The organism is Vibrio chagasii (assembly GCA_041879415.1).
Classification (GTDB): domain Bacteria; phylum Pseudomonadota; class Gammaproteobacteria; order Enterobacterales; family Vibrionaceae; genus Vibrio.
In genome coordinates this window covers 1,502,993-1,529,535 of record CP090851.1, presented here as the reverse complement: position 1 = coordinate 1,529,535, position 26,543 = coordinate 1,502,993, and the positions used below count along the sequence as shown (strand labels likewise).

At 44.1% G+C, this 26,543-nt stretch carries 23 protein-coding genes; 12 read left to right on the top strand and 11 right to left on the bottom strand.

What is annotated here, in order from left to right; genetic code table 11:
* Window positions 1-150: 150 nt before the first annotated feature.
* Window positions 151-723 (bottom strand): YceI family protein, encoded by a 573-nt coding sequence (locus L0991_06855; protein ID XGB63784.1) that lies wholly within the window; start codon window positions 721-723, stop codon window positions 151-153.
* A gap of 276 nt (window positions 724-999) precedes the next feature.
* Between L0991_06855 and L0991_06850 the strand changes: the two genes are divergently transcribed.
* The gene (locus tag L0991_06850) at window positions 1,000-1,716 is read left to right on the top strand and encodes a DUF1826 domain-containing protein (protein XGB63783.1); all 717 of its coding nucleotides are present in this window, start codon (window positions 1,000-1,002) and stop codon (window positions 1,714-1,716) included.
* Between the two features lie 85 nt (window positions 1,717-1,801).
* Here L0991_06850 and L0991_06845 read toward each other — a convergent pair whose 3' ends face one another.
* Both L0991_06845 and L0991_06840 read right to left on the bottom strand, forming a co-directional pair.
* The gene (locus L0991_06845) at window positions 1,802-2,161 is read right to left on the bottom strand and encodes a VOC family protein (GenBank protein ID XGB63782.1); all 360 of its coding nucleotides are present in this window, start codon (window positions 2,159-2,161) and stop codon (window positions 1,802-1,804) included.
* A 78-nt stretch (window positions 2,162-2,239) separates the two neighbouring features.
* Window positions 2,240-2,941, bottom strand: a complete 702-nt coding sequence (locus L0991_06840) for a YafY family transcriptional regulator (protein XGB63781.1) — start codon at window positions 2,939-2,941, stop codon at window positions 2,240-2,242.
* 315 nt (window positions 2,942-3,256) lie between these two features.
* On the opposite strand from L0991_06840, the gene L0991_06835 reads away from it, so the two are divergent.
* Entirely contained in the window at window positions 3,257-5,143 is a 1,887-nt protein-coding gene (locus tag L0991_06835) for a methyl-accepting chemotaxis protein (protein ID XGB63780.1), read from the top strand.
* A gap of 136 nt (window positions 5,144-5,279) precedes the next feature.
* Here the strand turns inward: L0991_06835 and L0991_06830 are convergent, their stop codons facing one another.
* Window positions 5,280-6,131, bottom strand: a complete 852-nt coding sequence (locus L0991_06830) for an alpha/beta hydrolase (protein ID XGB63779.1) — start codon at window positions 6,129-6,131, stop codon at window positions 5,280-5,282.
* 182 nt (window positions 6,132-6,313) lie between these two features.
* On the opposite strand from L0991_06830, the gene L0991_06825 reads away from it, so the two are divergent.
* A complete protein-coding gene (locus L0991_06825; protein ID XGB63778.1) occupies window positions 6,314-7,126 on the top strand; it encodes a LysR family transcriptional regulator in 813 nt (270 codons plus the stop codon).
* 27 nt (window positions 7,127-7,153) lie between these two features.
* On the opposite strand, the gene L0991_06820 is transcribed toward L0991_06825, so the two are convergent.
* Entirely contained in the window at window positions 7,154-7,555 is a 402-nt protein-coding gene (locus L0991_06820) for an ACT domain-containing protein (GenBank protein ID XGB63777.1), read from the bottom strand.
* A gap of 474 nt (window positions 7,556-8,029) precedes the next feature.
* On the opposite strand from L0991_06820, the gene L0991_06815 reads away from it, so the two are divergent.
* The 5 genes from L0991_06815 to L0991_06795 all read left to right on the top strand — a co-directional run bounded on the left by L0991_06815 (window position 8,030) and on the right by L0991_06795 (window position 16,347).
* Window positions 8,030-9,622, top strand: a complete 1,593-nt coding sequence (locus L0991_06815; GenBank protein ID XGB63776.1) for a S8 family peptidase — start codon at window positions 8,030-8,032, stop codon at window positions 9,620-9,622.
* Between the two features lie 465 nt (window positions 9,623-10,087).
* Window positions 10,088-10,903 carry a TauD/TfdA family dioxygenase gene (locus L0991_06810; GenBank protein ID XGB63775.1) on the top strand — a complete coding sequence of 272 codons (816 nt, stop codon included), beginning with the start codon at window positions 10,088-10,090 and terminating at the stop codon, window positions 10,901-10,903.
* A gap of 311 nt (window positions 10,904-11,214) precedes the next feature.
* The gene (locus L0991_06805) at window positions 11,215-12,993 is read left to right on the top strand and encodes an ATP-binding cassette domain-containing protein (GenBank protein ID XGB63774.1); all 1,779 of its coding nucleotides are present in this window, start codon (window positions 11,215-11,217) and stop codon (window positions 12,991-12,993) included.
* A 208-nt stretch (window positions 12,994-13,201) separates the two neighbouring features.
* A complete protein-coding gene (locus tag L0991_06800; GenBank protein ID XGB63773.1) occupies window positions 13,202-14,065 on the top strand; it encodes an AraC family transcriptional regulator in 864 nt (287 codons plus the stop codon).
* A 233-nt stretch (window positions 14,066-14,298) separates the two neighbouring features.
* Complete coding sequence (locus L0991_06795) at window positions 14,299-16,347, top strand: response regulator (GenBank protein ID XGB63772.1); 2,049 nt, start codon at window positions 14,299-14,301, stop codon at window positions 16,345-16,347.
* Window positions 16,348-16,499: 152 nt separating this feature from the next.
* On the opposite strand, the gene cqsA is transcribed toward L0991_06795, so the two are convergent.
* Together cqsA and L0991_06785 are read right to left on the bottom strand one after the other, a co-directional pair.
* On the bottom strand, window positions 16,500-17,681 hold the full coding sequence (gene cqsA / locus L0991_06790; GenBank protein ID XGB63771.1) for a quorum-sensing autoinducer CAI-1 synthase: 1,182 nt from the start codon (window positions 17,679-17,681) through the stop codon (window positions 16,500-16,502).
* Window positions 17,682-17,924: 243 nt separating this feature from the next.
* The gene (locus tag L0991_06785) at window positions 17,925-19,313 is read right to left on the bottom strand and encodes a PLP-dependent aminotransferase family protein (protein XGB63770.1); all 1,389 of its coding nucleotides are present in this window, start codon (window positions 19,311-19,313) and stop codon (window positions 17,925-17,927) included.
* 98 nt (window positions 19,314-19,411) lie between these two features.
* On the opposite strand from L0991_06785, the gene L0991_06780 reads away from it, so the two are divergent.
* A complete protein-coding gene (locus tag L0991_06780; GenBank protein XGB63769.1) occupies window positions 19,412-20,323 on the top strand; it encodes an EamA family transporter in 912 nt (303 codons plus the stop codon).
* Between the two features lie 81 nt (window positions 20,324-20,404).
* Here the strand turns inward: L0991_06780 and L0991_06775 are convergent, their stop codons facing one another.
* From L0991_06775 to L0991_06760, 4 genes are all read right to left on the bottom strand, one after another.
* Window positions 20,405-21,418, bottom strand: a complete 1,014-nt coding sequence (locus L0991_06775; GenBank protein XGB63768.1) for a GTP-binding protein — start codon at window positions 21,416-21,418, stop codon at window positions 20,405-20,407.
* Window positions 21,408-21,968: a carbonate dehydratase gene (locus tag L0991_06770; GenBank protein ID XGB63767.1), complete on the bottom strand. Its 561-nt coding sequence runs from the start codon at window positions 21,966-21,968 to the stop codon at window positions 21,408-21,410. Before L0991_06770 ends, L0991_06775 begins: the two co-directional genes overlap by 11 nt.
* Before the next feature lie 36 nt (window positions 21,969-22,004).
* Complete coding sequence (locus L0991_06765) at window positions 22,005-23,351, bottom strand: dihydroorotase (GenBank protein XGB63766.1); 1,347 nt, start codon at window positions 23,349-23,351, stop codon at window positions 22,005-22,007.
* A gap of 68 nt (window positions 23,352-23,419) precedes the next feature.
* On the bottom strand, window positions 23,420-23,893 hold the full coding sequence (locus tag L0991_06760) for a transcriptional repressor (protein XGB63765.1): 474 nt from the start codon (window positions 23,891-23,893) through the stop codon (window positions 23,420-23,422).
* A 583-nt stretch (window positions 23,894-24,476) separates the two neighbouring features.
* Here L0991_06760 and ihfA point away from each other — a divergent pair.
* From ihfA to L0991_06745, 3 genes are all read left to right on the top strand, one after another.
* Window positions 24,477-24,773, top strand: a complete 297-nt coding sequence (gene ihfA, locus L0991_06755) for an integration host factor subunit alpha (protein XGB63764.1) — start codon at window positions 24,477-24,479, stop codon at window positions 24,771-24,773.
* Between the two features lie 234 nt (window positions 24,774-25,007).
* Complete coding sequence (locus L0991_06750) at window positions 25,008-25,310, top strand: c-type cytochrome (GenBank protein XGB63763.1); 303 nt, start codon at window positions 25,008-25,010, stop codon at window positions 25,308-25,310.
* A complete protein-coding gene (locus tag L0991_06745; GenBank protein XGB63762.1) occupies window positions 25,310-26,536 on the top strand; it encodes a sulfite oxidase in 1,227 nt (408 codons plus the stop codon). Before L0991_06750 ends, L0991_06745 begins: the two co-directional genes overlap by 1 nt.
* Window positions 26,537-26,543 lie beyond the last annotated feature (7 nt).

The following is a 26,543-nucleotide window of genomic DNA, read 5'->3' as shown; positions in this document are numbered from 1 at the left end:
TATGTCCTATTTTAATGTCGCTTCCGAGTGGTTGGTTGGACTTTCGTTGGGGAGTGTGTGGAGGTTTGGACTTTACGCACACTCATAGGGTAATGCTGTGATTCTCCTATGAGTGTCTGGACTCGTGTTAACTCACTCTGTAATCGACCTTTATTTATCGAACATTAAGTTGAAGTTGAGTGGCACCTTATCGGAAAGCGCTAATCCGCCTACTGTTGCCGAAAGTTTGTTTAGATTGTCTGCCGAAATACCAAAATCTGCACCATTGACGATGATGGTCGAAGTTGAATTCACCATGACAAAACCATCAGAGGGTACGACTATGACTGGGAAATCGATGGTTTTGCTTACACCATGCAGAGTCACTTCTGCTGCTATCGTCGTATTTTGGGGTTCACCTGTTAACAGCGAAGGCTCAACGGATCCCGAGATCTTAACTTCAGGAAAGTTCATTGATTCAAAATACAGCTCGTTTAGCCTTTGATCACGAATAGACACACCAGTGCTAATACTTTTCAAGTCCAATACAATTGAAAATTTCCCATCTTCGGTAAGCCCGCCGGACGAAGGCTTGATGGAAGCGGGTTCAACGACGAACTGCTTTTTAATGGTTGCGAATGTGACATTCGACAGCTTCGGATCTAATGTGTAGCCGCTTTCTGCAAAAGACTGCGCTGATATGACGGTGCAAAGAAGCCCGATTGTTGTAAGTAGTTTATTCATAAGTTGTCACCACATAATGGATTACCAGTTGAACCAAATAGCGCTGTTCGTATTTTGAACAACTTTGAGAAGTATAGGAGCAAGCTCAGCTCAACACCTTACTCATGCGCTAAATTCGGTAGGGGGCACACAGGTCATATTGGTACTTATGGAACCATGATCTCCTGAGTTGTTTGAATGTGTGTTGTTATGTTATAACGTTTCCTTAATTTGTTGTTTTGGCAAACAGAGATATTGCCTCTAGAGAATACGAGCACGCAGCAAGGAGATAAGATAATGAATGCCGTTTTAGCTGAACCTTTGACAACGAGTTGTAATCAATCGTCAAGTATTGATGGAATGCTAGCTCATAAAGGGCAGAAGGGCCGAAATCCATCTTGTAGTGCAGCTTCATCCCCGACAGTGTTGGCTGACATTTACCAAGATGATATCAATGTCGCGATATGGCAGCGTAACTTTGATGAGAGTTTTATGTCTGAAATCAATGAGTTCATTGCGGCTAACCCAAATTTTAGTAAGTCTGTTAGCGTGTCGCCTGAAAACGCTTTCGACAAATTGGAATTCGCTACAGACGGAACGGCTTCAAAAGCCCTGCTAGAAAATATGACTGAGTTGGTGGACATGTTCTGTTGCTTGTTTGAGCTTGAAGAAGTTGGTCTCCGTTTGGCTGTATTGAATCAGGCAATGTGTCCTCGCTTTCATTTTGACCAAGTACCTTGCCGATTAGTGACAACCTATCATGGCATTGCGACTCAGTGGCTAGAGAACGATGCGGTTGACCGTTCTAAACTTGGTCGTGGAAGTAATGGCCAGCCAGACTCAGCATCTGGCCTCTACAATGACGAGTCTGACATCCAGCACATGTCCGCTGGTGATGTGGCGTTATTGAAAGGGGAGCGTTGGAGCGGTAATGAAAACAGAGGCCTTGTCCACCGTTCGCCTGTCACTTCATCTGAAGAAACTCGATTGTTACTGACCATAGACTTCGGTTAGTTCTTTTTGGCTGATGAGCTAGATGAGATGAGATGAGATGAGATGAGATGAGCAAGCAACGGGAGTGTCGCTTGCTCTTTTTCACTTAGGCGAAGATTCGAATGCGGTGGCCGTCTGGGTCAATCGCGACAAAGTTGATACCAAACACGGACTCTTCTGGTGCTTGTTCAAACTGGATTCCTGTCGCTCTCCATTCTTTATAGAGGTTTTCCAGAGCTTGTTTATCTGTCATTGCTATCGATAGCTCAGTGCCGCCACCAGTTACTTTGCTTGTTGGCGTTAGAGCGTCAGATTGCTTGAGGGTGATCTTCACGTTGCTTGCAAAAGTTAAGGCAGCAAACGTTGGTGATAGCAGTGTTGGCTCACAATCAAAGGCTTTGGAATAAAAATCCATGCTGCGGTGAATGTCAGTGACATAAAGGACAAATGAATCGATAGTAAACATAACTGCTCCTAGTTAGGTTATCTGGTGTGGTGTTTCTTTGGACAGCAGAAATATATCCCGACTTAGTGACAGTTTTTGTCAGTAGCGAATCACTTTGTCTGTAATTCCTTCCATGCTTTGCCATTCTTTGAGTAAGCTATGCCGTGACTTCGAATACTTTTCTTCCAACATGGCCCATTTGCTAATTCTATCGAGCCTGAAGTTTCGATAGGCACTGCGTGTTTCACACCAAGCGACCAATACATAACAGTTTTCAAATACGCCGATCAGCATAGGCCATATGACCCTAGAACTGACTTTTGCCTTGGCGTCTGTGTAGTGAATTTGTGCTTTGTTCTGGTGTTTAATCGCTAGTTTTATTTCCGACAGATCAAAACCTAAGTCTGCAACCTCAATAATTGAAGCAACACGAATGATATCTTCACTGTGCTTAGCCTGATGGTCTGGAGGGAGCACGGCCGAGATCTTGGCAATCGCATTTCTAGCCGATTCACTGAACTCTCCATTAGCTTGCTTAGCGACCCATTCGGCACCGAGTCGCAGCGCTTCTAGTTCGTCCGAGGAGAACATCATAGGTGGTAGAGTAAAAGAGGGTTTAAGCAGGTAGCCAACACCAGCTTCGCCATCAATTTCCGCGCCTTGTGCTTGTAGCGTCGCAATATCACGATAAATGGTACGTGTACTGACATTCAGTTCGTGAGCAAGGTGATCGGCAGGCACGGGATATTTGTGACAGCGCAATAATTGAAGCAAGTCAAAGAGGCGTTGGCTTCGAGACATAAGAAAACTCTATGGACATAACGACTTATAAGATTAATCGAATGATAGGGTAAACGCTATTTTGATTGTGATAGATGAAGCAATAGGCGTGGCATTTACCAATCACATGATACTTGTGAATTAATATTGACTCTTAGCGTATGATGTTCGACATTTTGGTTTGATCTGGATCTATCTTTCGGCTTACATATACCTTAAATACAATAGCTTAGGGCATTTTATAATTTATTTTAATGTGTAAAATATATCAGCTTGCTTGCAGCGTGGGAACGGTCCTGTTTTCGGCGCTATTTATACAAAAATTATAGGTTTCCTATGTTAAAGAAACTCTCACTTAAGAATAAGCTGGCGATCTCTGCCAGTCTGGCCATCATCCTGGGGGGGATTTTGGTTGAAGCACTTTCATTTCGCGCTTCATTGCAGCGTTTGGATACAGAAGTTGAACAGCGTTTAGAAGGTGCATCGGCTTCATACAATCAATACGTATCGGATTGGATCTTATCCAAAGAGCGTGCGCTTACTTCTCTGTCTCAAGAATCCCAAAAGGAAAGTTTGGTTACTCACCTGAAACAGGTTCGCGATTCTGGCTCTTTTGATAATGTCTTCTTAGCGTATCCTGATGGCTCACAAGAGAATGCCAACGGGGTAGTGCTACCACCGGGTAATGATGATCCTCGTTTGTGGGGCTGGTATACCAATGCGGTTGCAAACCCAAGTAAGGTTTTCATGGACAACCCTACGGTTGCGGCGGCAACGGGAGCGAATGTAGTTTCACTGGGCACTGCAATGCAACTGCATGGCCAGCAGGTTGTACTGGGCGCGGATGTTGAAATTACCGACATTCTAAATAGCCTTGAGAAAGTAATTCTTCCTGGTGAAGGTTACATGTTCATCGCGACCAACAAGGGCACGGTTTACACACATGCAGACACTAAGCTACTGAACAAAGATATCAGTTCACTTGGTTTGAATTTTTCAGATGTGCAAAAGGCATTGGTAAGCGGTAAGGACATCTCTATTGAGTTGAAAGGTACCGACTATGTCCTGTATGCGCGTGCAATTGATGGAACCAATCTAATTACGATTAGCGTGGTGAATCATGACTCTTTAGTGGCGCCACTCTTTGACGCTGTTATCGGTCAAGTGTTGGTGACATTGCTAGTGGTGGTGGTTTGTACGGTACTATTTAACTTACTTTGTACCATTTTATTCCGTCCACTAAATCATGTGTCTCAGGCTCTGGCGCAAATTGCGAACGGTAGTGGTGACTTAACTCAACGCATTCATGTTGATAATCAAGATGAAGTGGGTGAGTTGGCTCAGAACTTCAATACGTTTGTTGGTAGCTTGCAGCAGCTAATCGGTCATATCCGTAGCCAATCGGAGCAGTTGAATAGCCAATCTGAACAGAGCGCACAACGTGCAAATCTTTCGGTGAATGAGCTGAACCATCAACAGCAAGAAATCACCATGGTTGCAACGGCAGTTACTGAAATGGCGAGCGCGACGCAAGAGATCGCATCGCATGCAGAGCAAACGGCAAAAGCTGCGCAAGACTCAGCTGCGAGTACCAACAGCGGTCATGCATTGGTTGTCGACACTAAAGGTTCGATTAATAACCTAGCGAATGAAGTGAACGAAGCGGGTAGTGTGATTAGCGATCTGAATAAACACGCTCAAGAAATTTCGACTGTATTAGCCACCATTCAAGGCATTGCGGAGCAAACGAACTTGCTTGCTTTGAATGCTGCAATTGAAGCCGCTCGTGCCGGTGAACAAGGGCGTGGCTTTGCCGTAGTAGCTGATGAAGTTCGTGTGCTTTCTCAACGTACTCACTCTTCAACGGAAGAGATCAAGGCAACGATCGATGTTCTACAGCGCACAACAGCCCAAGCCGTTGAACTGATGGAAACGAGCTCGAAGCTAGCACTACATTCTGTAGAAGATGCAGACCGAGCTTCTCTAGCGCTAGAAGAGATCAACACGTCTGTTGCCTTGATTAGCGACATGGCGACTCAAATTGCGACTGCAGCAGAAGAGCAAACCCATGTAACGGGTGAGATCACACAGAACATTACGACCATTAAAGATGTGACTGACCACTTGGTGGTAGGTGCTCAGGACAGTTTAACCGAGTCGAATGAACTTAAGAGCCAAGCCGCTGGTTTAAGTGACAAAGTGGCGACTTTTAAGCTTACTTAAGCGTGTAATGGACTGATGCCTGATCAGTCTGCTTGCATTAAGCAATAAGCCAAAGCGACGTACATTACGTCGCTTTTTTTGTGCTTGCTAGCTTCAGTCTTCTGATTCACGAATGTCTGTTAGACAGGTCGTTGGTTTAATCTAGAAGATGATGACACATTAATTCGACAAACTCCTTTGGCGCTTCAAACATCGGAGTATGAGATACACCTTTAAGCGCTACTAGTTCAAGCGAGCTAAATGTCTCTTTTAAAGGCAACCACGTATCCAAAGGCGCGATGCTGAAATCAAGCTCACCAATGGCGACAGTAACATCCAGTTGGTTAGCATGGGGTAGCGTAGCGAGGTTTATTTTGCCAAAGGCATCACCCCAGAGCGAATCCAGTAGCGTCGTATTGGTTGTAACTTGCTCCCAAAAGGGGAGCTCATTAAAACTAGGATCTGCCCAACGCATCGGGCCTAATCTATGACACAAGTGCGCAAACTTCCTATGTGGTTCTCTGTTTATATCGTGTTCAAGTTTTCCAAGGCTTTGCTCCAAAAGGCGCTTTCGCTCGTTTGAGGCATTGTTCTCCCAGTAAAGCAACTGCTTAGCTTTCATCGCCTCCGACAAGTTTGGCGGAGCACCTACTACCATCACTTTATTAATTTGAATATCGGTCAAATTCGCGAAATGAAGTGCCATGTACGCGTGTCCGGAATGCCCCAGAATACTGGTTTTGCGAATATTGAAATAGTCGCAGATAGCTTCAATATCCTTGGAAATGATGTCCAGAGTGATGGTGTTGTTCTGCGTGTCGTTTACGGTTTGAGCAAAGCCTCGATGATCTAGGTACAGACAAGTAAAGTGATCGTGAAGCCTTGTTGGAATCACTCTTTTGTAATAATCAACACTGCCAATAATCAATAATTTCGGTCCTATACCATGCTGCTCTACTTTGAGTTGGTATCCATCGCGCTCAAAAATTTTCGATTTGTTTGCTGTCATAATTTGTTCTCCTTAGCGAATTTTCTGTACCTTATCGTGATAAATAATCCTGAAAAATAGGCTAATATGAGATTCAGTATTAGCAGTTTTGGGATAATTAATTGGAAAGAATCGATAATGCTTAGTTGAACTCATTTATTTGTGTCTTTGAACAGAGTAGCTTTGTAAAGGCATCAGAACGCTTGCTAATTCCTAGCTCAACGGTAAGTAGACATGTTCAACAGCTTGAAGCTGAGCTTGGTAATAAATTGTTCTACCGGACAACCAGAAAGGTGACGCCAACTTCGGCTGGTGAAATGCTTTACAACGAAATCCGAGAGCCTCTTCGTCAATTGAGCCAAACATTGCAAAATGTCAGCACTTCAACGGAGTCAATGAAAGGCAGTATTCGCTTGAGCTCACCAGACATCCCTTTCATTGGTGAGGTTCTCGCTGATTTTGCTCTGAGCTACCCCAATGTTTCTCTGTTTTGCGAACACAGTACGTCGATAGAAAGCGCGTTAAACAGCGATCCTGATATCGTTATTAGTTTTGAGCGAGGCTCGCTTGATGATCGTGACTGGGTTTCACGGGCATTGTGTCAATGGGAGAGTGCGGTTTTAGCTTCACCATCTTGCCTGGCGGAATATGGCTCACCGACCACAGTTGAGGAGCTGTCAGCAATGCCTTGTATTTCAAGTTATAAAGCGTTTGCTGGTAACCCCTGGGTATTTAGTGATGCAGAACACTTGAAGAACATGACCATTAAGTCAGACATCAATGTTGATGGTGGGTTTATCGCTAAAGCTATAGCTGTTAAAGGGTTAGGTTTTGTGGCGCTACCAAGAGAATTCTGTCGAGATGAGTTGGACCGGGGCTCGTTAGTCGAACAACGGTTAGACCTTGAACTAGCCCCATTAACGATTTACATCCATTATCGGTCAATGAGTTATCACACGCATCTCACCAAGCTCTTGGTCAGCTTTATACGTGAACGAGCGAACTCATCTACTTAGATCGCTTATGTTACTAGCTCACTTCTGCTAATTCGCTTCTGAGAATTCTCGAAGTGCGCTCATAGCTTGATCTGCTTTGTGCTTCTGGACGAAGATATGATCGTGATAATAACCTGCAATCACATTGGCACTGATTCCGTAAGAGCCAAGTTTAGTTGCAAACGCGGCAGTCAGCCCTACGGCTTCTAGGCTCGAGTGTACCGATAAAGTGATCATGCTAAACACACCGTCGAAACTTAACTGCGCTTGAGTCGCCACTTCTTCTGTTAGTACTAAAGTTAACCCTTCTTTTTCTCGAAAGGTCGCCATCGGATTGAGGTGGACATAGTCGGCTAGTCCTCCCTCTACCGTACAGAAAACATAATCACCTTCAATGAGCTCGGGTGACATGGACTTTAACAGAATGTCTAAATCGGTAATGGCGGTCATCGTTTTCCCTATGTAATCGCGTTGGTTTATGGTGTTGGGTAATGTAGCCAAGATAGAGATAAGCTGTCGGCGAGTACAATTAATAATATTTATTCACCATAAGTACGACTAATCGCATTTTGTTTGATGCTGCATTTTTTAATTTTTGCGGGATTTTTGGTGTGTGATATGTCAATAGTGAAGATCATTCCTCTCGCATACACCATTTTTATCCAACCATTCAACTTTTGTTAAAATTAGAGCTTTTGATCAAATTATATAAAATGTGATTGCATAAGCTTTTCAAAATAGTTTGTCCCGACTCGAAGTTCTTAATGTGATGAATGTAAATTAATAAGCAATCTCATTCGTACTGTCTTAGGTTGAATTTGTAACATTGTTGCTTCACGTATTGAGCGTATAACGCTAGCTGTCTGCATTTTCGTGTTTGTCGTAGGTAACAACCAACAAACCTAAAATATCAAGGAACAAGCTATGTTAAAGAAAGTATTAAGTTGTTGTATTGCAGCCACATTTGGTATTTATTCCGCATCAAGTTTGGCTCAGGGTTCTGCTTTAAATTCGATAGAAAACTCACAACAACCTATTGCTCCACTGATGTTGGCTTCATCAGATGACGCGATCACTGATCGCTATATTGTTGTATTGAAACAACCGCAGATGCTAATGAATGACGCGGCTGGATTACAGCAGTTTACTCAACAAACGGTAGGCCAAATGGCCAATTCGTTTTCAATCAAAACTGACGATGTTTTTGATAGTTCCATTATTGGCTTTGTGGCAAATCTAGACGCACTTCAATTAAAGCAACTCAGACGTGATTCTCGCGTTGAATACATTGAACAAGACCAAATACTAAGTATCGATCCTGTTGTTTCAAATGAAGCTGTTCAAAGTAACGCGATTTGGGGGCTGGACCGAATAGATCAGAGAAGCCTTCCTTTGGACCGAAATTATAATGCCAATTTTGATGGCTCTGGCGTAACGGCTTACGTGATTGATACGGGCGTTAATAACAATCATGAGGAATTCGGCGGTCGCTCGGTTTCTGGCTATGATTTCGTGGATAACGATGCTGATTCGAGTGACTGTAATGGGCATGGTACCCACGTTGCAGGAACGATTGGCGGCAGCCAGTACGGTGTGGCTAAAAACGTTAACATTGTTGGGGTAAGAGTACTTAGCTGTTCGGGTTCAGGAACCACATCAGGCGTGATATCTGGCGTGGATTGGGTAGCGCAAAATGCATCAGGGCCTTCGGTCGCCAATATGAGTTTAGGTGGCGGTCGATCAACGGCATTGGATAGCGCGGTGCAAGGCGCAATTCAATCCGGAGTGAGCTTTATGTTGGCAGCGGGTAACTCAAATGCCGATGCGTGTAATACATCCCCGGCTCGTGTAGCAAGTGGTGTGACGGTGGGCTCAACAACCAGCTCTGATTCGCGTTCAAGTTTCTCGAACTGGGGCAGCTGTGTTGATCTATTCGCGCCGGGATCTCAAATTAAGTCTGCTTGGTATGATGGCGGCTATAAAACGATTAGCGGAACTTCCATGGCGACGCCACATGTTGCCGGCGTTGCTGCCTTGTACTTACAAGAAAATAACGGCTTAACACCGCTTCAACTCGCAGGGTTACTGAACTCAAGAGCCTCGGAGAATAAGGTTTCTGACACAAGAGGAACCACCAATAAACTGCTGTATAGTTTGACTGATAGTGGTTGTGAACCGGATTGTGGTGGTCCAACACCTGGGCCAGATCCAGATGGAAAACTAGTTTCTGGCGTGCCGGTTAATGGGCTGAGTGGCAGCCGAGGACAAAAGGACTACTTCTACATAGACTTAGAACAGGGCCAACAGCTGACAGTGGTCACCATTGGTGGCACAGGCGATGCAGATCTGTATCTTCGTTTCGGGGATAAACCAACGCTTAGGACGTGGGACTGCCGACCTTACCGTTCGGGCAATAGCGAGACGTGTACGGTGAATGTCACCCAAAGCGGCAGATACCACGTGATGTTGAATGCATACTCGGCTTACAGTGGTTTGACGCTCCAAGCAAACTTTTAAATTTAGGTTTGAACGACGGTTTCAAAAAGTTACTCACTAGTTTGATAAGTTTAGAAGCCAGATAGCCAAAGCCCACCTTGTTGTGGGCTTTTTGGGTTTGTAGTAGGCAACAAAAGGATATGACGTTGTTTTCTTAGATTGATAAGCGGGAATTGACGCTACTTCGACGAACTTTCGGTTACGTCTCAGAAAAGCTTGAAGTTTGTATGCTAGATTTAGTAGTGATACACAACTGGAGATATCGATGATCTGGCTTTCGGTGAAAGTACTACAGATTGGACTTGTCTACGGATACAGGAAGTATCAACAAACAAAAAGAGCTCCAGTGTAGGGGCTCTTTTCTTTTGTTTTTCGAATGAACGCGTTTTATGTTGCGTGGTCAGGAAAGAAAAATCGTTTCTGTCCGGTTTAATAACGAGTAGCTAAATAACGCCACTTCATATCTCTTAACCGATAAGCGAAAGTATGTTGAAAATTGAACCCATTACCCCTCACATTGGCGCTCGTATTCATGGATTAAATCTTTCGGATTGCAGTGAAAGTGAACTTGATGATGTGTACCAGGCACTTGTTACTTATCAAGTCATTTTCCTAGATGAGCAAAGCCTCTCGCCTGAACAACACTTAGCACTTGCAAAACGGTTTGGACAGCTTGAACCCGCTCATCCTTTCTTCCCGTGTGTAGAACAAGTTCCGCAAGTCAGTGTGATAGAAACCACTCGAGGTAATGCGCCAATGGAGAGCTATTGGCATACCGACTTAACTTGGCGGGAGCGTCCGTCTAAAGCCTCGCTATTACATGCTCAACATGTACCGGATGTCGGTGGCGACACGATTTGGTGTTCGATGACCGCAGTGTTTGATTCATTAGATGAAAGCATGAAAGACAAGCTAAGAGGCTTATCAGCAACGCATTCATTAGTTGCGTTTGAGGGTATTGAATCGGAGCAAATCGAGCTAGATTGGCATAAGTCGTTGCTGAAAACCGCGCAAGAAAATCCGCCAGTGGAGCATCCCTTAGTACAAGTTCATCCAGAAACGGGCAAAGAGACGCTATATATCAACGAGCAATTTACCCGTTACATCAATGAGCTTGAGCGTGAAGAGGGTGATGCACTACTTAGCCAGCTGTTTGAAATTGCACGACGACCAGAGTATCAAGTGCGTTTCAAATGGAACAAGGGCTCAATGGCGATATGGGACAACAGAGTGACTCAGCATTATGCTGTGATTGATTACGGTGATACGCCAAGAAAAATGCACCGCGTAACAGTGACCTAAGGTTGTAAATCAAGTACAAGTCGAAGCGCCTAAATATTTTGACTCACCGATTAATGTGATTTATTTTTAGCGCTAATGTTCAACTCAAAACAAATACAAGGAGGATTTTTATGAAAGTGTGTGAATTTAACTTCGCGCATATTTTTTGGTACGACCAAAACTCAAGTTTTAAAACTATCGTGCTGCGATAACCAAAACTTGAGCGAAGCATTTCAATACAACCTTCAATAGAGTTTCTTCACTCTAGTTTACTTGGTTGTTGTCAGCGAATGACGACAGCGCTTTGTTGCGCTTGAAACTTGAGTAAACAAATGACTACATTAATATCAACATCATCCATTTCTTACGATCTAACATCATGCCGACTATTTGATGGGCTTTCCTTTACCATTAAGAAAGGTGACCGCATTGGCCTTATTGGCAGTAATGGTTGTGGCAAAAGCACCTTATTACGTCTGTTAAACAAAGATTTACCTGACTTTGTTGGGAATGTTTCCTTCGCCTCGAATGTCGTAGTTGCCTTGATTGAGCAACACCTGCCCAAGCGACTGTTGAGTCTCTCAATGCTTGATGCTGTGACCGATAACCTTAATTTAAACATGCAGCAAACAGAACAATGGCGTGCGCAAATTACTCTTTCTAATTTAGGGTTTGATGAAAGCTATTGGAGCCAGCCGGTAGGCACTTTAAGTGGCGGTCAATACGCGCGAGTGTTAGTCGCGAGAGCATTGATTCTTGAACCGGATGTCCTGTTGCTAGATGAACCAAGCAACCACTTAGATCTGCCGACGTTACTTTGGCTAGAGCAGTTTCTAAAAGATTGGAGAGGGACGTTTGTCATGGTTTCGCATGATCAAAGGTTACTCGACCACGTCACCGATTCTACATGGGTGTTACGTGACAAAAGGATACTTAGCTTTAGCCAAAAGTGCACCGAAGCTCGAAAAGCATTGGAAGATAAAGACCGAACGGATACTGAAAGGCAACAAGCAGAAAAGAAAGAGATCGACCGCATCGAAAAGAGCGCTCATCGTTTAGCGATTTGGGGGCGTGACTTTGACAATGAAGGTCTGTCGCGAAAAGCAAAAAGCATGGAAAAGCGAGCCGAAGGGTTACGTTCGACAATGACACGTTTAGATTCCGTTGAACCATGGACACTGAGCTTGTCCGGTGAATCCATGAAAGCCAATCGACTACTTGAATTGTCGGAGGTGCCAATTACCGCCGCTGACGACCAAGCGCCACTGTTTAAAGTGCTGTTCCAGCAGATAAAGAGTGGTGACCGTGTTGCTGTGCTAGGTAAAAATGGGGCGGGGAAGTCGTCGCTTCTGAAAGTACTGTGGGCGAATTATCAGGCGTCTCAACTTGGAGATGATGCTTGTTTTCACCCAAATGCTGAAGTCGGGTATTACGACCAAAGCTTGCACCAATTACGTGATGACCATTCACTAATAGATTCACTTTACTCATTTTATCCTGTTTCTCAGGAAGCTAGGAAAATGGCTTTGATTAGCGCGGGTTTTTCCTATGAAAGACACGAGCAAAAGATCGCAGAGCTGAGTGGTGGCGAGCGTTCTCGATTGCTGTTTGTTGGGCTATCGCTAGCGCGGTATCACTTCCTATTGTTGGATGAGCCCACTAACCACCTTGATATTGAAGGTAAGGAAGAGCTGGCGAATTGCTTAACTCAATTCGAAGGGGGGCTACTCTTGGTCAGCCATGATCGAGAGTTGATTGAAAAATCATGTAATCGGTTCTGGTACATCAATGACGGTCAACTTGTGGAAATGACATACTTAGATGCGGTGTATGAGGCGATGTCTGTCAGCCATCAAGGTAATAACGTGGAAACTTGCTCTGTGTCGATTCAGTCTAACTCTACAGTCTGTGTCGATTCAGGTTCTGAGTTGTTTAAAACTGCTCACCAGCAGTCGCAAAATGATGAAGAGCGCCTTTTAGAAAGGCTATTGGAGCTCGAAGAATTACTCAGTAAGGATCAAGCTCGTAAAGCAAAGCATCAGAAGCCTGATCTGCAAGTGAAATGGCAGCAAGAAATAGTTCGGATTAATACCATGTTGGAACTGAATTAGCCCGACTTGTAATGAACTGGGTATAACAGTGCTCAATATCTATTGTTAAGTAGAATTCGGCTCTTTAGTGCTGTATTGGCTAAAGAGCCTTTTGTTACGACTTAATATAGAATTAAACACAACGGTTAAATCAGTCTCGCAATCTCAATCAGGCGAGCTTAACGCCTCGTCGGTATTATCTCTCCGAATTCTTTATTGGGTAAGAAAAATGAATGTAGCGAAACATCACGAGCGACGAATACGAAATGTGTGTGATTTCATTGATAGACATTTGGATGAGTCATTAACTTTGGAGCAGCTGAGCTCAGTGGCGGCAAGTTCAAAGTACCACTTTCACCGTATCTTCAAGTCGTTTGTGGGCATTAGCACTATTCAGTATGTGTTGTTTGCTCGGTTAAAGCGCGCTTCTTTTCGTTTAGTTTTTGAGCCGGAGTACAGTGTCACCGATATTGCGTTGGAGGCTCACTTTGAGAGCCTTGAAGCATTTTCTCGAGCATTTTCGAGGCACTTTGAACAGACACCTTCTCAATTTAGGAAACAACCCAACTGGCCATATTGGCGTTCAATATATGAGTTTAACTCACCAAAGAGTGGAGAAGAGATAATGGATGTGAAAGTCGTCGATTTTTGCGAAACAGAGGTTGCATTGATTGAGCATAAAGGAAGCCCTAAGCTGGTTTACAATACTGCTGCTAAGTTTATTGATTGGAGGAAGTCGACGGGTTTTTCTCCGGTAAAAACCAGTGATACATTTGGTGTGGCTTATTCTGACCCTTCAGATACCCCTGAAGATGAATATCGCTTTGATATTTGCGGAAGTCATAACGGGGATGTGCCAGAAAATGTCTTTGGTGTTAAGAAGGGGATCATTCCGAGTGGTCGCTGTGCGGTTGCCGTACACAAGGGCAACCATGATTTAATCGGTGACACGGTAAGTTACCTATATCGTGAGTGGCTACCAACGAGTGGCGAATCTTTGAGAGATTTCCCGTGCTTTTTCCAGTACGTGAATCTAGTCCATGAGGTGGATGAATGTGATTTACTGACTAACATCTACCTGCCGATACGCTAGCTTTATGAGTCACAGATAACAAGAAATGAAATCAATATTAGGCCTCGTATCAACGAGGTCTTCATGTATTTGGCTGCTAGGTTGAAACAGATTAAATACAAAAGCGCGTATATATTTGATTCAAACCTCACTGCTCGGAGGTGATGTGTAATATAATCGTTCGGTTATAATAAAAACAAAAACTCAATCATAAAACTAGTAAACGTCTGGGCTTAGAGAATAAAGAATTTCGTATGAACGCTATTCGTAAAGTTTATCAATATGCTGAACCGAATCTAACCCTCGTAGGTTGGATGGGCTTTGTCGGTTTCCCTGTTTACTTTGTCGTGTGGGAGTATCTGTTCCCGCAGCCTTATGAAAATCTGACTCTCCGTCTATTATGCTCGGTGTTGTTCTTCGGCATCATTTTCCGTAAACACGTTCCGTTCGAATGGCGAAAGTATCTGCCTGCGTATTATCAAGTCGCGATTACGCTCTGTCTGCCATGTTTCTTCTTCTACATGTTGCTGATGAACAATTGGTCCAATGTTTGGGTCATGTCTTTCATGTCGGCAATATTCCTCCATATTCTTTTGGTTCATGTCACAGGAGTGATGTTTGCACAAACCTTTGCCGGAATAGGGATTGCGACCTTTTGTGCTTGGGTAGCACAAGGCTTCTATCTTGAGATAACCATGAACTGGACGCATGTGCCGATTTTCTTGTTTATCTATCTATTCGGTAACCTGTTCTATTTCCGTAATCAGGTGGAACACGAGAATAAGGTATCCCTAGCAAAATCTTTTGGTGCCGGTATTGCACACGAAATGAGAAACCCTCTTAGTGGCTTATTAACTTCTATTGACGTTATTCAATCGATACTGCCAAACCCAAAGAGTGGTGACATCAAAGAGCCATATGCACTGAGCGCCGAAGAGTTAAAACAACTGCGTGACGTGGGTGACGAGGCAATGGAAATCATCCATTCAGGTAACGAGACCATCGATCTATTGTTGACGTCGATTGATGAGAACCGTGTATCTCGTTCAACCTTTAAAAAGCACTCTGCACAAGCGGTGATCGAATATTCAATCGACAGCTTTAACTACAAGCGCGCGTCGGATAAATCAGCCATCTCTTTGGATGTACAAAGCGACTTTGATTTTTTAGGAAGCGATACTTTGTTGAAGTACGTGATGTACAACCTGTTCAAGAATGCGTTCCATCACCGTAGTCCGGAAGACTTTCACATTCATGTCACCATGAGTAGCGATGACGTTAGCAATCAAATTGTGGTGACGGACAACGGGGCTGGTATCTCGAGTGATGCAATACGTCATATTTTCCAAGACTTCTATACGACCGGTAAATCAGGCAATTACGGGTTAGGCTTACCATTCTGTCAGAAGGTGATGCGTTCGTTTGGTGGTGAGATTAGATGCCAATCAGAGGTCGGCCAGTGGACTCAATTTACGATGACATTCCCATCTTTAACATCAAATTCAGTCAACGAGATTAAGAGTGAATTGAGAAAGTTAAAGTCGGTATTGATGGTGAGTGATCAAACCGTCCTGAATAAGAAAATGACGGAAATGTCTCGATTTATGGGATTTGACCTCACGACTTTGGATGTGGCATCTGCACTTAAAAACAAAGAGTATCAGTTCGAATTTGATCTAGTGTTCGTCGACATGGAGAGTTTGGATTTGAGGGCAAGTAGCCTTGATAAGCTTGAGTCTTTGTTGTCGTTTACAGAAGCGCGAATTGTTTACTTGTATGAACATCATCCTATTCAACGGGTGAGAAATATTTCATTTGAACCGATTTGGGTCGAAACTCAAGTTTGGCTGTTGAACACCAAAGCAACGATTGACCGTTTACTGTTTGACTCGAATTACGTGATGCCTTCGGTGGCCGCTAAGCCAATAGAAAATGCAAATAAGCGTACCATTATGGTAGTGGACGATAACGAGTCTCTACGTCGTTTTACGGCGATGTTGTTGGAAAAACAAGGCTTTGAGGTGGTACAGAAAGAAGATGGTCAACAGGCATTAGACGCTCTAGACTCAGAGGCTATCGACTTGGTTTTGATGGATATTGAAATGCCTATCATGGACGGCGTCGAAGCTTCTCGACTCATTAGAAGTGCGAATAAGCCTTATTCTTCGGTGCCGATCATTGCGCATACAGGGGACAGCTCGCCAGTCACGCTAGAGAAAATGGAGTCATCAGGCATGTCTGACTTTATCGTGAAACCGGCAGACAAGAACCGATTATTCGATAAGATTGCTCATTGGATATAGTGGGCTTGTACGCGACTGTGTTTGAGGTTTGAAGTAGACCAAGTTAACTCGAGAAAGAGCTCAGCAATAGGCTGGGCTCTTTTAGTTTTGCGACATGATAGCGTCCATTCCGTCCTGCCGTTTGGTTGGTGATTAAATTAGTGGGTTCAGTGCTATACGAACTCTAGTTCTGGATGATGGTATGCCTGGTGACAAACCGTGAGCACATGATCGATATCCCTTGGTGTCATGTCTGCATTCACAGAGAAGCGGATGATGTTTTTGTTCTTGCCAGTCGCTGGGCGACAAAATACCGCACCGAACACATCTCGTTCCTCTAAGAAATCACGCACACGTTCCGTATTTCTCTCACTACCACACTCTAAAGCGATGATCTGAGATTCGCTGCGGATGTTAAAGCCAATTTGTTTAAGACCCGTAGTGAGTGCTTTAGCGTGTTTGAATAAAGCTTCTCGTTTATCGTCCGAATCTTTAATGACAGCCAAGGTTTTCTCTAGGCGAGCGACCTCTTGTGGTAATACGGTCGAGCTAAAAATCGCAGGGTAGGCGACAAAGGGTAGTGTCTCAGACAATTGTTTGGGGCCTAAGATCGCGCCAGCACGGTACGCAAAAGTTTTGGCCAAGCTTACAGTAATGAAATCGACTTGGTTAGTGAGTCCAAGTGCTTCAACGAGGCCTGCACCTTTGGTGCCATGAGTCCCCAGAGAATGCGATTCATCAACCACGAGTGCACAATCAAACTCTTGCGCCATTTCGTAGATGTCGCGGAGTGGGGCAATCGTGCCAATGGTGCTATAGACCGAATCCACAACAATGACGCCAGAGCCATAGCGCTCAAGCTGCTTGCGCAGATGGTTCATATTGTTATGCATGAACGGATGTGCGCTCGCACCTGCGGATCGAATACCTTCCCATAAAGACATGTGGGCAAAGAAATCAATATACACGGGGGTTTGTGGTGGACAGATGGTTTGCAGTAAGCCGATGTTCGCCGCCCAACCAGACTGAGACAGCAAGCAGCTCTCCATTCCTACATAGTTCGCTAGTTCATTTTCAAAAGCGGGTTTTGAATCCTCGTCTTGCAAAAAAATAGCTGACATGACGACATTGTCATCATGTTCACCAATCGCTTGCTGGTGGGCTTGTTGAATCTGTTTGTTGTGCGATAGCGCGAGGTAATCATTGCTTTGCATCACAACTGAATTGCGCCTAGGACGTTTACCCAGCACTAAGTGTGTTTGGCTTTCGTTCTGGGTAATGAGATCTTCTATGTAATGGTTTAAGCGTTCTTCAATAAAGGAAGGTAGTGGTTTATTTTGGGTTTTATCACTCATAATAATTCTCTTCATATACAGTAAAACGCCAGCGCTGACGGGTGTATATTGACGACAAAAAATGAGGTGTCATTAGCTAGGTTGCATAAATGGGCATACCCTTGCAAACTCAGCATTTAAGGGTTTTAAGGTGAGTGGATTTCCTTACGGTAACGGGCTTTAACCCAGTTTAAATCAGAATAATAAATGTCTTTTTATAACAAATAACGATGAAAAAATTAAAGATTCAAGCTTGAGTAGTAGCTATTTGCTGACACATTGGTAGATAAGTTCAATCAAGTCATCTAGCTGTTGTTTGGCCTCTCCCTCTAGCGCATAACCAAAGTTGATGCGTAAGCTGTTGCTGTAGAGATCAAGAGTGCTGAACAGATGCCCAAGCCGAATATCAATCTTCTTCTCAGAAACCGCTTGAGCAAACACGATATGGTTGAGGTTAGGGATCTGTAGCCAAAGTACCATGCCACCTTGTGGGCTGCTAATTTTGACGTCATCAGGAAGGTTTTGAGTCAAATAACTCAGGTATTGCTGGCGTAAAGAGAGGATTTGAGCACATCTTCTTCGAACGTGTTTTGCGTATTGACCAGATTCAATAAAGTCAGCGACAGCGAGTTGAGTGGGCAGGGCAACGCCGTAGCTTGCAGCAGAAAACTGCGCTTTGCACTCATTAATATACCTTCCAGGTAAGCACCATCCTAAGCGGTAACTCGGTGATAAGCTTTTCGAGACAGAACCACACCATAAAACATAACCACCTTTGTCATAGTATTTGGCGGGCAGTGGCGTGTGCGAAGAATAAGAGAGTTCTAGATACACATCGTCTTCGATGATCGGCACTCGATATTCATTCGCTAATGCCGCCAATTTCTGCTTTTGGCTGGCAGACATATTGATCCCTTGTGGGTTCATATGAGAGGTGCAGAAGATAGCGGCATCGACACGCTTACTTTTCAGATGTGCTTCCAACTGCTGCAAATCTACACCGTCGTCCAGAGATGGGATCTCGATGATCTTACGCGACATCTTGCCAAGTAATTCGAGTATGCCATTAAAGCATGGTGAGCTAATGGCAATGGTATCGCCTTCTTTGGTGCATGATTCAAGAGCGGCTTTTATTGCAGACATACAGCCAGCGGTGATCACAAGTTCGTCGGGTGAAAAATGCACATCAAGCTTAGCAAAGTGAGTGGACAATGCTTGTCGTAATATCGGCTCGCCTTGAGTATCAGGGTAATGGTTGAGCCTGTTACCCATGCGTTTGATAGAGCGGCGGAAACTGCGTTCTAGTTCAACGACCGATTGCTGATCATTGGTGGTGCTAGAAACCCCTAAAGGCCCATTTATTGCGTTGTGAGTCGATGCAGTTTGTCTAACTCTGGAAACCTTACTCTCAAACTGTGCCCATTCAGGTGTGGAGTGAGCAGGCTTATGAGGAGAAACAAAATACCCAGCTTGTGGTCGAGAGTGAATCCAGCCCTGAGACTCTAACTCTTGGTAACAGCTGACTACAGTCGACATGCTGACGGCTTGTTGCTTAGCTAATTGACGAAGCGAAGGCATACGCCCACCTTCGGGTCTTTTCCCACTTGCAATCTCATTAATAAACTGATTCGCAAGTTTTCTGTAAATGCTCATGACTGAAGTTAGCTGTACTGGTTTTTGTTGCAAAAATTGTATCTGTACCGCTTTTGTTGTTCAAGGGATACTCTTTCAAAACAAACGAGGGGGACAGTATGAAAAGAAATGATTTGTTGCTAGCGGTATTGGTGATGGCAATTTGGGGATTCAATTTCTCGATGATCAAAATGGGCGTAACCAATGTTCATCCGTTGCTGGCAACGGCCGCGCGTTTCTCGCTAGCCGTGATACCAGTGATATTTTTTGTCGCAAGGCCAAATGTCGCGTGGCGCTATCTTGTGAGTTATGGCTTTGTGTTCGGGGTTGGAATTTGGGGGATGGCATCATGGTCAATCACAGCTGGTCTCTCATCCGGGCTTTCCTCAGTATTGCTTTCAAGCAATGTGCTTATTGGAATGGCTGTTGGGGTATGGGTTTTCAAAGAAAGTGCGTCGGTTCGTAAATTAATTGGTGCGATGTTAGCTTTGTGTGCACTTGCGGTCTTAGTGTCGGCGGCGAAAGGGAATATCACCGTTAATGGCGTTATCTTGATTATGATTGCAGCGTGTAGTTGGACTTTAATGGGCGTGATTGTTAAGGCTTCCAAAACTAAGCAGGCGTTTGCGTTTAATGTGTGGGGAATGCTGTTTGCACCAGTGCCGTTGGTGTTGTTTGCTGTGATGTTGCACGGGGATCAAATCATCTGGCAGGGGATTGAACAATGGAATTGGAACACAACGATTGCGGTGCTGTTTCAGGCTTATCCAACCACGCTATTTGGCTATTGGGTGTGGAACAAGTTGTTAATCCAATATCCATTAAGCACAACTGCACCGTTAACTTTGCTCGTGCCAGTCTTTGCGCTGATCAGCGGATACTTTATGTACGACGAAGTATTGTCAGTCGCCCAAGTGGTTGCGTCGGTGTTGTTCTTAATCGGGATTGGTTTGATCGTTAAACCTGCAAAAGCGGTGATTAGCGGTACATCAGGTGACAGAGAAACGATTGGTGTCGGTAAACTAACGTAGTGATGCTTACTCCAATGTCTAAAAAGCCCTATGAATGTCTTATTTCATAGGGCTTTAGTTTTAATTATCGATAGGGCGAACTTAGTTAACAAGACAATTTAGAAGCTGGCTTTCCAGATCACTCTCTATGCCTTTACCAATGACTTCAATTCTGCTTTCACGGCACTCATCGAGTTCTGATTCGGTCAAACCATCCTCTGTTAAGTTGTAGCCAAAGATACCATTTGGAGTAATGAACACGGCCTTCATACGCTCAACTTTCAAGCCGACTAGAAAGTGTCGTAAACGCTGGTGATCAAACAGTTTATCAGCTGCAAATCGCCATCCAATACTCTCGAAGCCTTCACCTTGGTTGGTCGCTTTGAGCATGCCACTTTCTGGCATCGGTAGTTCAGACGCAAGTGGCTTATCTTGTTTATGAGCATGGTGGTGATGGTGCCCATGAGCTTGGTGATGATAAAAACTACTGCTTCCATCAAACTCGTCGTATGGGATCTTACCGTGATGAGCAAAGATCAGCTTAGTATCAGGGTGACAAATCTGAGCAACGTATTCGGCAAGCTTTTCTGCATCACCCTTGTTATAGAGGTCTAGTTTATTGCCGACGATCGTATCCGCAATGGTAATTTGTTGGTTGAAAGTATCGTGGTCAGAATAACGAGTATCAGACAGCTTGCGAGCATCTACCAAGGTGATGTTCTTTTGCAGTGACAGCACTTTACGATAATGTTCAGAAGATAATACTTCTAACACTTCTTTTGGGTGGCCAAGCCCAGTAGGCTCAATCAGTAAGCGGTCTGGCTTCGCCTCAAAAAGCAACTGATTGAGTGCTATCTGCATGGGTAGCCCTGCTGCACAACACATGCAGCCCCCTGGTACTTCGCGAATAAAAACTTGCTGCTGTTTGGTTTGATTGCCTTCGAATAAACTTCCATCAACGCCAATTTCACCAAACTCATTCACCAAAATAGCCCAATTCTCATCGGCTGGTTTGTGCTTCATTAAGTTAAGAATCGCAGAGGTTTTTCCTACTCCGAGAAACCCAGTAATAATGTTGGTCGGAATCCCAAGCAAGGGGGATTTATTAGAGCTCATTAGCAATCCTTCTGTAGCCTTGAACAAGAGTATGGTTGGCAGAGACAACCGATTCTGAAAACGCCGAGTATTCTGGTGGTACTTTTGAAATGCTGTTTAGATCAAAGCCTGAACCTATGTTGGTCATCGGTGGTACATGAAAATTCTCAGGAAGGTCGAGTCCGTCCACCACGCAGTTATGACGAATCACGCAACCTTTACCAATGACGGCATTGAAAACGACAGAGTTGAAGCCGATAAAGACATCGTCACTGACTTCACAAGGCCCATGGATAATGGAGCGGTGAGCGATAGAGGAGCGTTCTCCTATGGTTACCGCAGCACCGGCTTTTGAATGGATAACCACACCATCTTGAATATTGGTGTCGCGCTTAATCACGATGGCTTCCATGTCACCGTGTTCATTAACCTCATCGGCACGTATCACGGCATAAGGACCAATGAACACGTTGTCTTCAATGATGACCTTGCCACAAATAATGGCTGTTGGATCAATGAAGGCAGTTTCCGATACGTTTGGCATATGACCGTTAGGGTTTCTTCTTAACATATTGATTTCTTTTTATTGATGGTAATAACTGCTGAACTAGCGCTCGAATGACAGCCTCATTGCTGGAGAGTGATTTGTATCTTGGATGAAACTCGAATCTGCATTGCTATAAACCTTGGTGCCATTTACCCAAGTATGTTTGATCTGGGAAGAGAATTCGTGACCATTGAATGGAGACCAAGCACATTGATAAAGGTTGTTTTCCTGATCAACTAATGTTGATGCTTGTGGGTCGACGAGTACTAAGTCTGCGAAGTAGCCTTCACGAATATAACCGCGCTCTTGTATCGCATAACGAATGGATGGGTTATGTGCTGTTTTCTCTACGACTTGTTCTACGGTCATGGTTCCGGCATGCACGTGGTCAAACAGAGTTAAGAGGGCGTGTTGTACAAGAGGTAAACCGGCAGGCGCTTGCTCATAAGGAACTTGTTTTTCTTCCCATGTGTGAGGAGCATGGTCTGTGGCGATGATGTCTATTTGATTGGTGCTAAGGGCGGCAAGTAGTGCTTCTCTATCGCTTGGAAATTTGATGGCTGGGTTGCATTTGATTTGGTTCCCTAACCTTGGGTAATCTTCATTACTGAACCAAAGGTGATGAACGCACGCTTCAGCGGTTATGCGCTTACCTTCGATTGGCCCTTTATCAAATAGTGCTAACTCTTTCTCTGTAGTGATATGCAATACATGAAGCTGACTATTGTGCTTTTTAGCGAGCTCAACGGCATAAGAAGAAGAGGCATAGCAGGCTCTGTCATCTCTCAGGATAGGGTGGTCTTCAATCGTGAAATTTGCTTTCTCTCTTCTTAATTGCTCTTGGTTTTTAGCGATAACAGGCCCGCGTTCACAATGGGTGACAATCAGGACGGGAGAATGACGGAATATGGCATCGAGTGCTTGAGGGTCTTCAACCAACAGGTTACCCGTTGAAGCACCCATAAATACCTTTACGCCACAGTGCTTGGTCGGATCGAGCTGTTTGATTTGCTCTAGGTTGTCTTCAGTTGCACCTAGGTAAAAAGAGTAGTTAGCCAGTGAACTCTGTGCTGCGATATCAAATTTTTTCTCTAAGGCTTCAATGGTCGTAGTGGCAGGGTTTACGTTTGGCATTTCCATGTAGCTAGTAATACCACCGGCGACAGCGGCACGTGACTCTGTTGCGATTGAGCCTTTGTGGGTTAAGCCGGGTTCGCGAAAGTGGACTTGATCGTCAATCATCCCCGGGATGAGGTAGCAACCTTTTGCTTCAATGACTTCACAATTTGAATTGGGCTGTATGTTGTTTGCAACCTTTTCAATTCGTTGGTCGACAACTAATACATCTGTCTCGGTTACGGTACCTTCATTGACCACGTAGGCATTTTGAATGAGCGTTGCAGGCATAGCGTTTCACTCTCTCCTTGTTAATTAGGCTAATAAGATTGGAAGCTAGTTATTAGATGTAGGTACTCTTAGTAGGGTGTACTCACTTCGGGCTTAGCGCACTCATCACAAACACAGCTGATCTCTAACTGAGGGATTGTGACGGTGAATCCTTGTTGTTTCGCGTGAGATTTAAGATCGCGAATAATAGAAGGGTTGATGGTTTGTTCACTTATCTTGTCGCACTTAGAACAAATCAAAAATTGTGGGATGCCATGTTCATGATCACAAAGGATGTGGTCACAAAGGATGTATTTATTTGATACCTTAATCTTGTGTGCGAGGTGGTGTTGTTCTAAAAAATCCAAGACTCGGTAGACCGACATCGCTTGAACATGTTGATCAAAATGCTCTTTGCAATAGTCGACTAACTCGTAGGCAGACAGCGCTTTATCGGCATGTGCCAACGCACGCAGTATCAGCAGCCTTTTGGCGGTGAACTGTTTTCTATTGTCTTTACATCCTTGTTTGACGTGCTTAATGATCGCTTCAATATCTTTCATTCTAAGTACTAAAATCCTTCCTAATTGCAATGTTATAACATAACAATCTGACGCTGTGAAATGTACTTTGCTGCAGAGCGTCACTAAAGAGGGAGATTGACGGTATTTGAATACAGATGAATCACAGTAAAAGTCAGTACACAATCAGTGATAGCATTGACCGATTCGAATTAAATTCTGAAATGATACAAATCTCATATTTAATAATGATTATTTCGTAACCTCTGTTGAGATGGATATCAAATCAAGTGGCTGATTTTATTGGGGATAGGAGAAAAGTCTCAAAAATTATTATTTAGACGGGTAAAGTTTTAAATTCCAAATTATCAATAGTAATTGGAATATAGTTCTATTTGACAACTGTTAGGCAGATGTTTTTTAGCTATATATGTGAAATTCAGAGCGAGTTATCTTTCTGATTTGAAAGAATAATCTGACAGTTGAGATAAAAAAGTTGGCGAAAATCAGAAGCTTGGCATACACTTTCCTTGTAAACGACCTTATCTCATTGATTGAATAGGGTAAATGCTTTGGCGCTACTGGCGATAGTAGCAATGATTAACATAGCTTTGAGGAAAGTTTTATGGCACTCACGAAGGCCGATTTGGCTGAGAACCTGTTTGAGACACTCGGATACAGCAAGCGGGATGCCAAGGAAACGGTTGAAGTGTTTTTCGAAGAAGTTCGTAAAGCGCTTGAAAATGGCGAACAGGTAAAACTGTCTGGTTTTGGTAACTTTGATCTTCGCGAGAAGAACGAGCGACCTGGTCGTAACCCGAAAACTGGTGAAGACATTCCAATTTCTGCTCGACGTGTTGTTACTTTTAGACCGGGACAAAAACTAAAGGCCCGAGTTGAAAATATTAAAATCGAGAAGTAGCCAAGCAATAGACCACGCCTAGCGTGGTCTTTTTGTTTGTATCACTGTATTTCTTCTTGCCACTCGTTTTCATTCATCTCGCATCTCGCATCTCGCACGATTTCTCATCAGCGTTCAGTTCTCCTGAACGGTAGTTAATTCTAATTGAATTTAAATACACCGCTCTATTTGCTGTAATGCGTCCACTTTATGACCGATCAAACTGATTTTTTGATCCAGATCTTAGGAGGATGTGTGCGAAAAGCCGCTTTAGCTTGGGTATTGCTTTTGTTTCCCGCAATAGGCCAAGCAGCCGATTACCAACAAATTGCCAATATGTGCGTCGCTTGCCATGGCAGTACTCAAGACACTTCTTTTCCTTCTATTCCGAACCTGAAATGGCAGAACAAGCCTTACTTGGTTGAACAGCTCACGGCCTTTAAGAGTGGACAACGTTCCGATAAGACCATGTCTAAAGTTGCCCAGCTTTTGTCTGAGCAAGATATTGAGCAGCTTGCCACTTACTTTTACACACTGAATCACAAAGGATCGCAATAATGAGTTTAGATAGAAGGCAGTTCCTGAAAGCTGCGTTAACTGCAACCGCGGCGTCTGCGTTGCCGGTCTCTTGGGTGTTCGCAGCTAATCGCCCTGAAGGTTTAGAGGCCCTAGATATCAATGCCTTAACGTGGGCAAAAGCAGAAGATTTGCCGGATTATTATACCGTTTTAAATACCAACCCTTTGAATGCTTATCCGCCAGAAAGCATGCTTGAGCCCGCTGTTACGCCTGCCAATGTTCCATTTGTTCGATGGAATGGTTTGATGCCAGATTTCAATAAAATGGACCCGGATACTTGGACGTTCGAAGTGAAAGGGGAGTCTGTAAAACAGAGTAAAACTTACACAATAGCGGAACTCAAATCGAAATTTAAGCATCACTCTCAAAGCCTAGTCTTGGAGTGTGGTGGCAACAGCCGCAATAACTTTTACCCAAGCACAAAAGGCAATCAGTGGAATAACGCAGGTGTGTACTGCGCACAGTGGACAGGAGTGTTGCTTAGTGATGTGCTAAAAGACTGTGGTATCAAAGATGACGCGGTTTACGTGGGCAACCATGGCTTCGATAAGCACTTAAGCGGCAAAGGTGAGGCCATCTCACGTGGTGTACCGATTGAAGCCGCAATGACTGATAACGCTTTGATTGCATGGGAAATGAATGGCGAACCTATTCCATATCTTCACGGTTTCCCACTGAGAACGGTATTTGGAGGACGCCCAGCTTCTGTCTCTCAAAAGTGTACCACGGGTATCAGTATCCGTAATAAAGTGCATGATGGCCATAAAATGGCAGCACCCGCATATCAAGTGCCTAAGCACCCAATCGCACCTGGTGAAAAAGTAGAAAACAAGGATTTTAGAATCATTGAAGAGATGATTGTGAAGTCGCTGATCACCTCTCCTAAAAGCGGTACTGAGTTTACGCTAGGTAAAAAGGTCAAAGTGAGCGGGCATGCATGGGCTGGGCTAAGAACTGTCGAGAAGCTCCAAGTCAGTTACGATTACGGAACAACTTGGCATGATGCAAACCTCAAGAAACCCGTTAACAAAGGCGCATGGCAGCAATGGGAACTTGATCTTGAACTTCCTATGACGGGTTATTACGAAATATGGGCGAAGGCCACGGATAGTGAAGGTGATAGCCAGCCTGTTGTTCAACCACAATGGAACCCAAAAGGGTATCTGTTTAATGGTTGCCATAGAGTTGCGGTAAGAGTTTCGTGAGGAAAGT

Coding starts and splice junctions, on each gene's coding strand:
- cqsA (XGB63771.1), bottom strand. CDS start 17,681: ATGAGTGATAAAACCCAAAATAAACCACTACCTTCCTTTATTGAAGAA.
- L0991_06810 (XGB63775.1), top strand. CDS start 10,088: ATGTTGAAAATTGAACCCATTACCCCTCACATTGGCGCTCGTATTCAT.
- L0991_06770 (XGB63767.1), bottom strand. CDS start 21,968: ATGTTAAGAAGAAACCCTAACGGTCATATGCCAAACGTATCGGAAACT.
- L0991_06845 (XGB63782.1), bottom strand. CDS start 2,161: ATGTTTACTATCGATTCATTTGTCCTTTATGTCACTGACATTCACCGC.
- ihfA (XGB63764.1), top strand. CDS start 24,477: ATGGCACTCACGAAGGCCGATTTGGCTGAGAACCTGTTTGAGACACTC.
- L0991_06830 (XGB63779.1), bottom strand. CDS start 6,131: ATGACAGCAAACAAATCGAAAATTTTTGAGCGCGATGGATACCAACTC.
- L0991_06745 (XGB63762.1), top strand. CDS start 25,310: ATGAGTTTAGATAGAAGGCAGTTCCTGAAAGCTGCGTTAACTGCAACC.
- L0991_06840 (XGB63781.1), bottom strand. CDS start 2,941: ATGTCTCGAAGCCAACGCCTCTTTGACTTGCTTCAATTATTGCGCTGT.
- L0991_06765 (XGB63766.1), bottom strand. CDS start 23,351: ATGCCTGCAACGCTCATTCAAAATGCCTACGTGGTCAATGAAGGTACC.
- L0991_06760 (XGB63765.1), bottom strand. CDS start 23,893: ATGAAAGATATTGAAGCGATCATTAAGCACGTCAAACAAGGATGTAAA.
- L0991_06855 (XGB63784.1), bottom strand. CDS start 723: ATGAATAAACTACTTACAACAATCGGGCTTCTTTGCACCGTCATATCA.
- L0991_06820 (XGB63777.1), bottom strand. CDS start 7,555: ATGACCGCCATTACCGATTTAGACATTCTGTTAAAGTCCATGTCACCC.
- L0991_06795 (XGB63772.1), top strand. CDS start 14,299: ATGAACGCTATTCGTAAAGTTTATCAATATGCTGAACCGAATCTAACC.
- L0991_06850 (XGB63783.1), top strand. CDS start 1,000: ATGAATGCCGTTTTAGCTGAACCTTTGACAACGAGTTGTAATCAATCG.
- L0991_06835 (XGB63780.1), top strand. CDS start 3,257: ATGTTAAAGAAACTCTCACTTAAGAATAAGCTGGCGATCTCTGCCAGT.
- L0991_06815 (XGB63776.1), top strand. CDS start 8,030: ATGTTAAAGAAAGTATTAAGTTGTTGTATTGCAGCCACATTTGGTATT.
- L0991_06780 (XGB63769.1), top strand. CDS start 19,412: ATGAAAAGAAATGATTTGTTGCTAGCGGTATTGGTGATGGCAATTTGG.
- L0991_06800 (XGB63773.1), top strand. CDS start 13,202: ATGAATGTAGCGAAACATCACGAGCGACGAATACGAAATGTGTGTGAT.
- L0991_06785 (XGB63770.1), bottom strand. CDS start 19,313: ATGAGCATTTACAGAAAACTTGCGAATCAGTTTATTAATGAGATTGCA.
- L0991_06775 (XGB63768.1), bottom strand. CDS start 21,418: ATGAGCTCTAATAAATCCCCCTTGCTTGGGATTCCGACCAACATTATT.
- L0991_06805 (XGB63774.1), top strand. CDS start 11,215: ATGACTACATTAATATCAACATCATCCATTTCTTACGATCTAACATCA.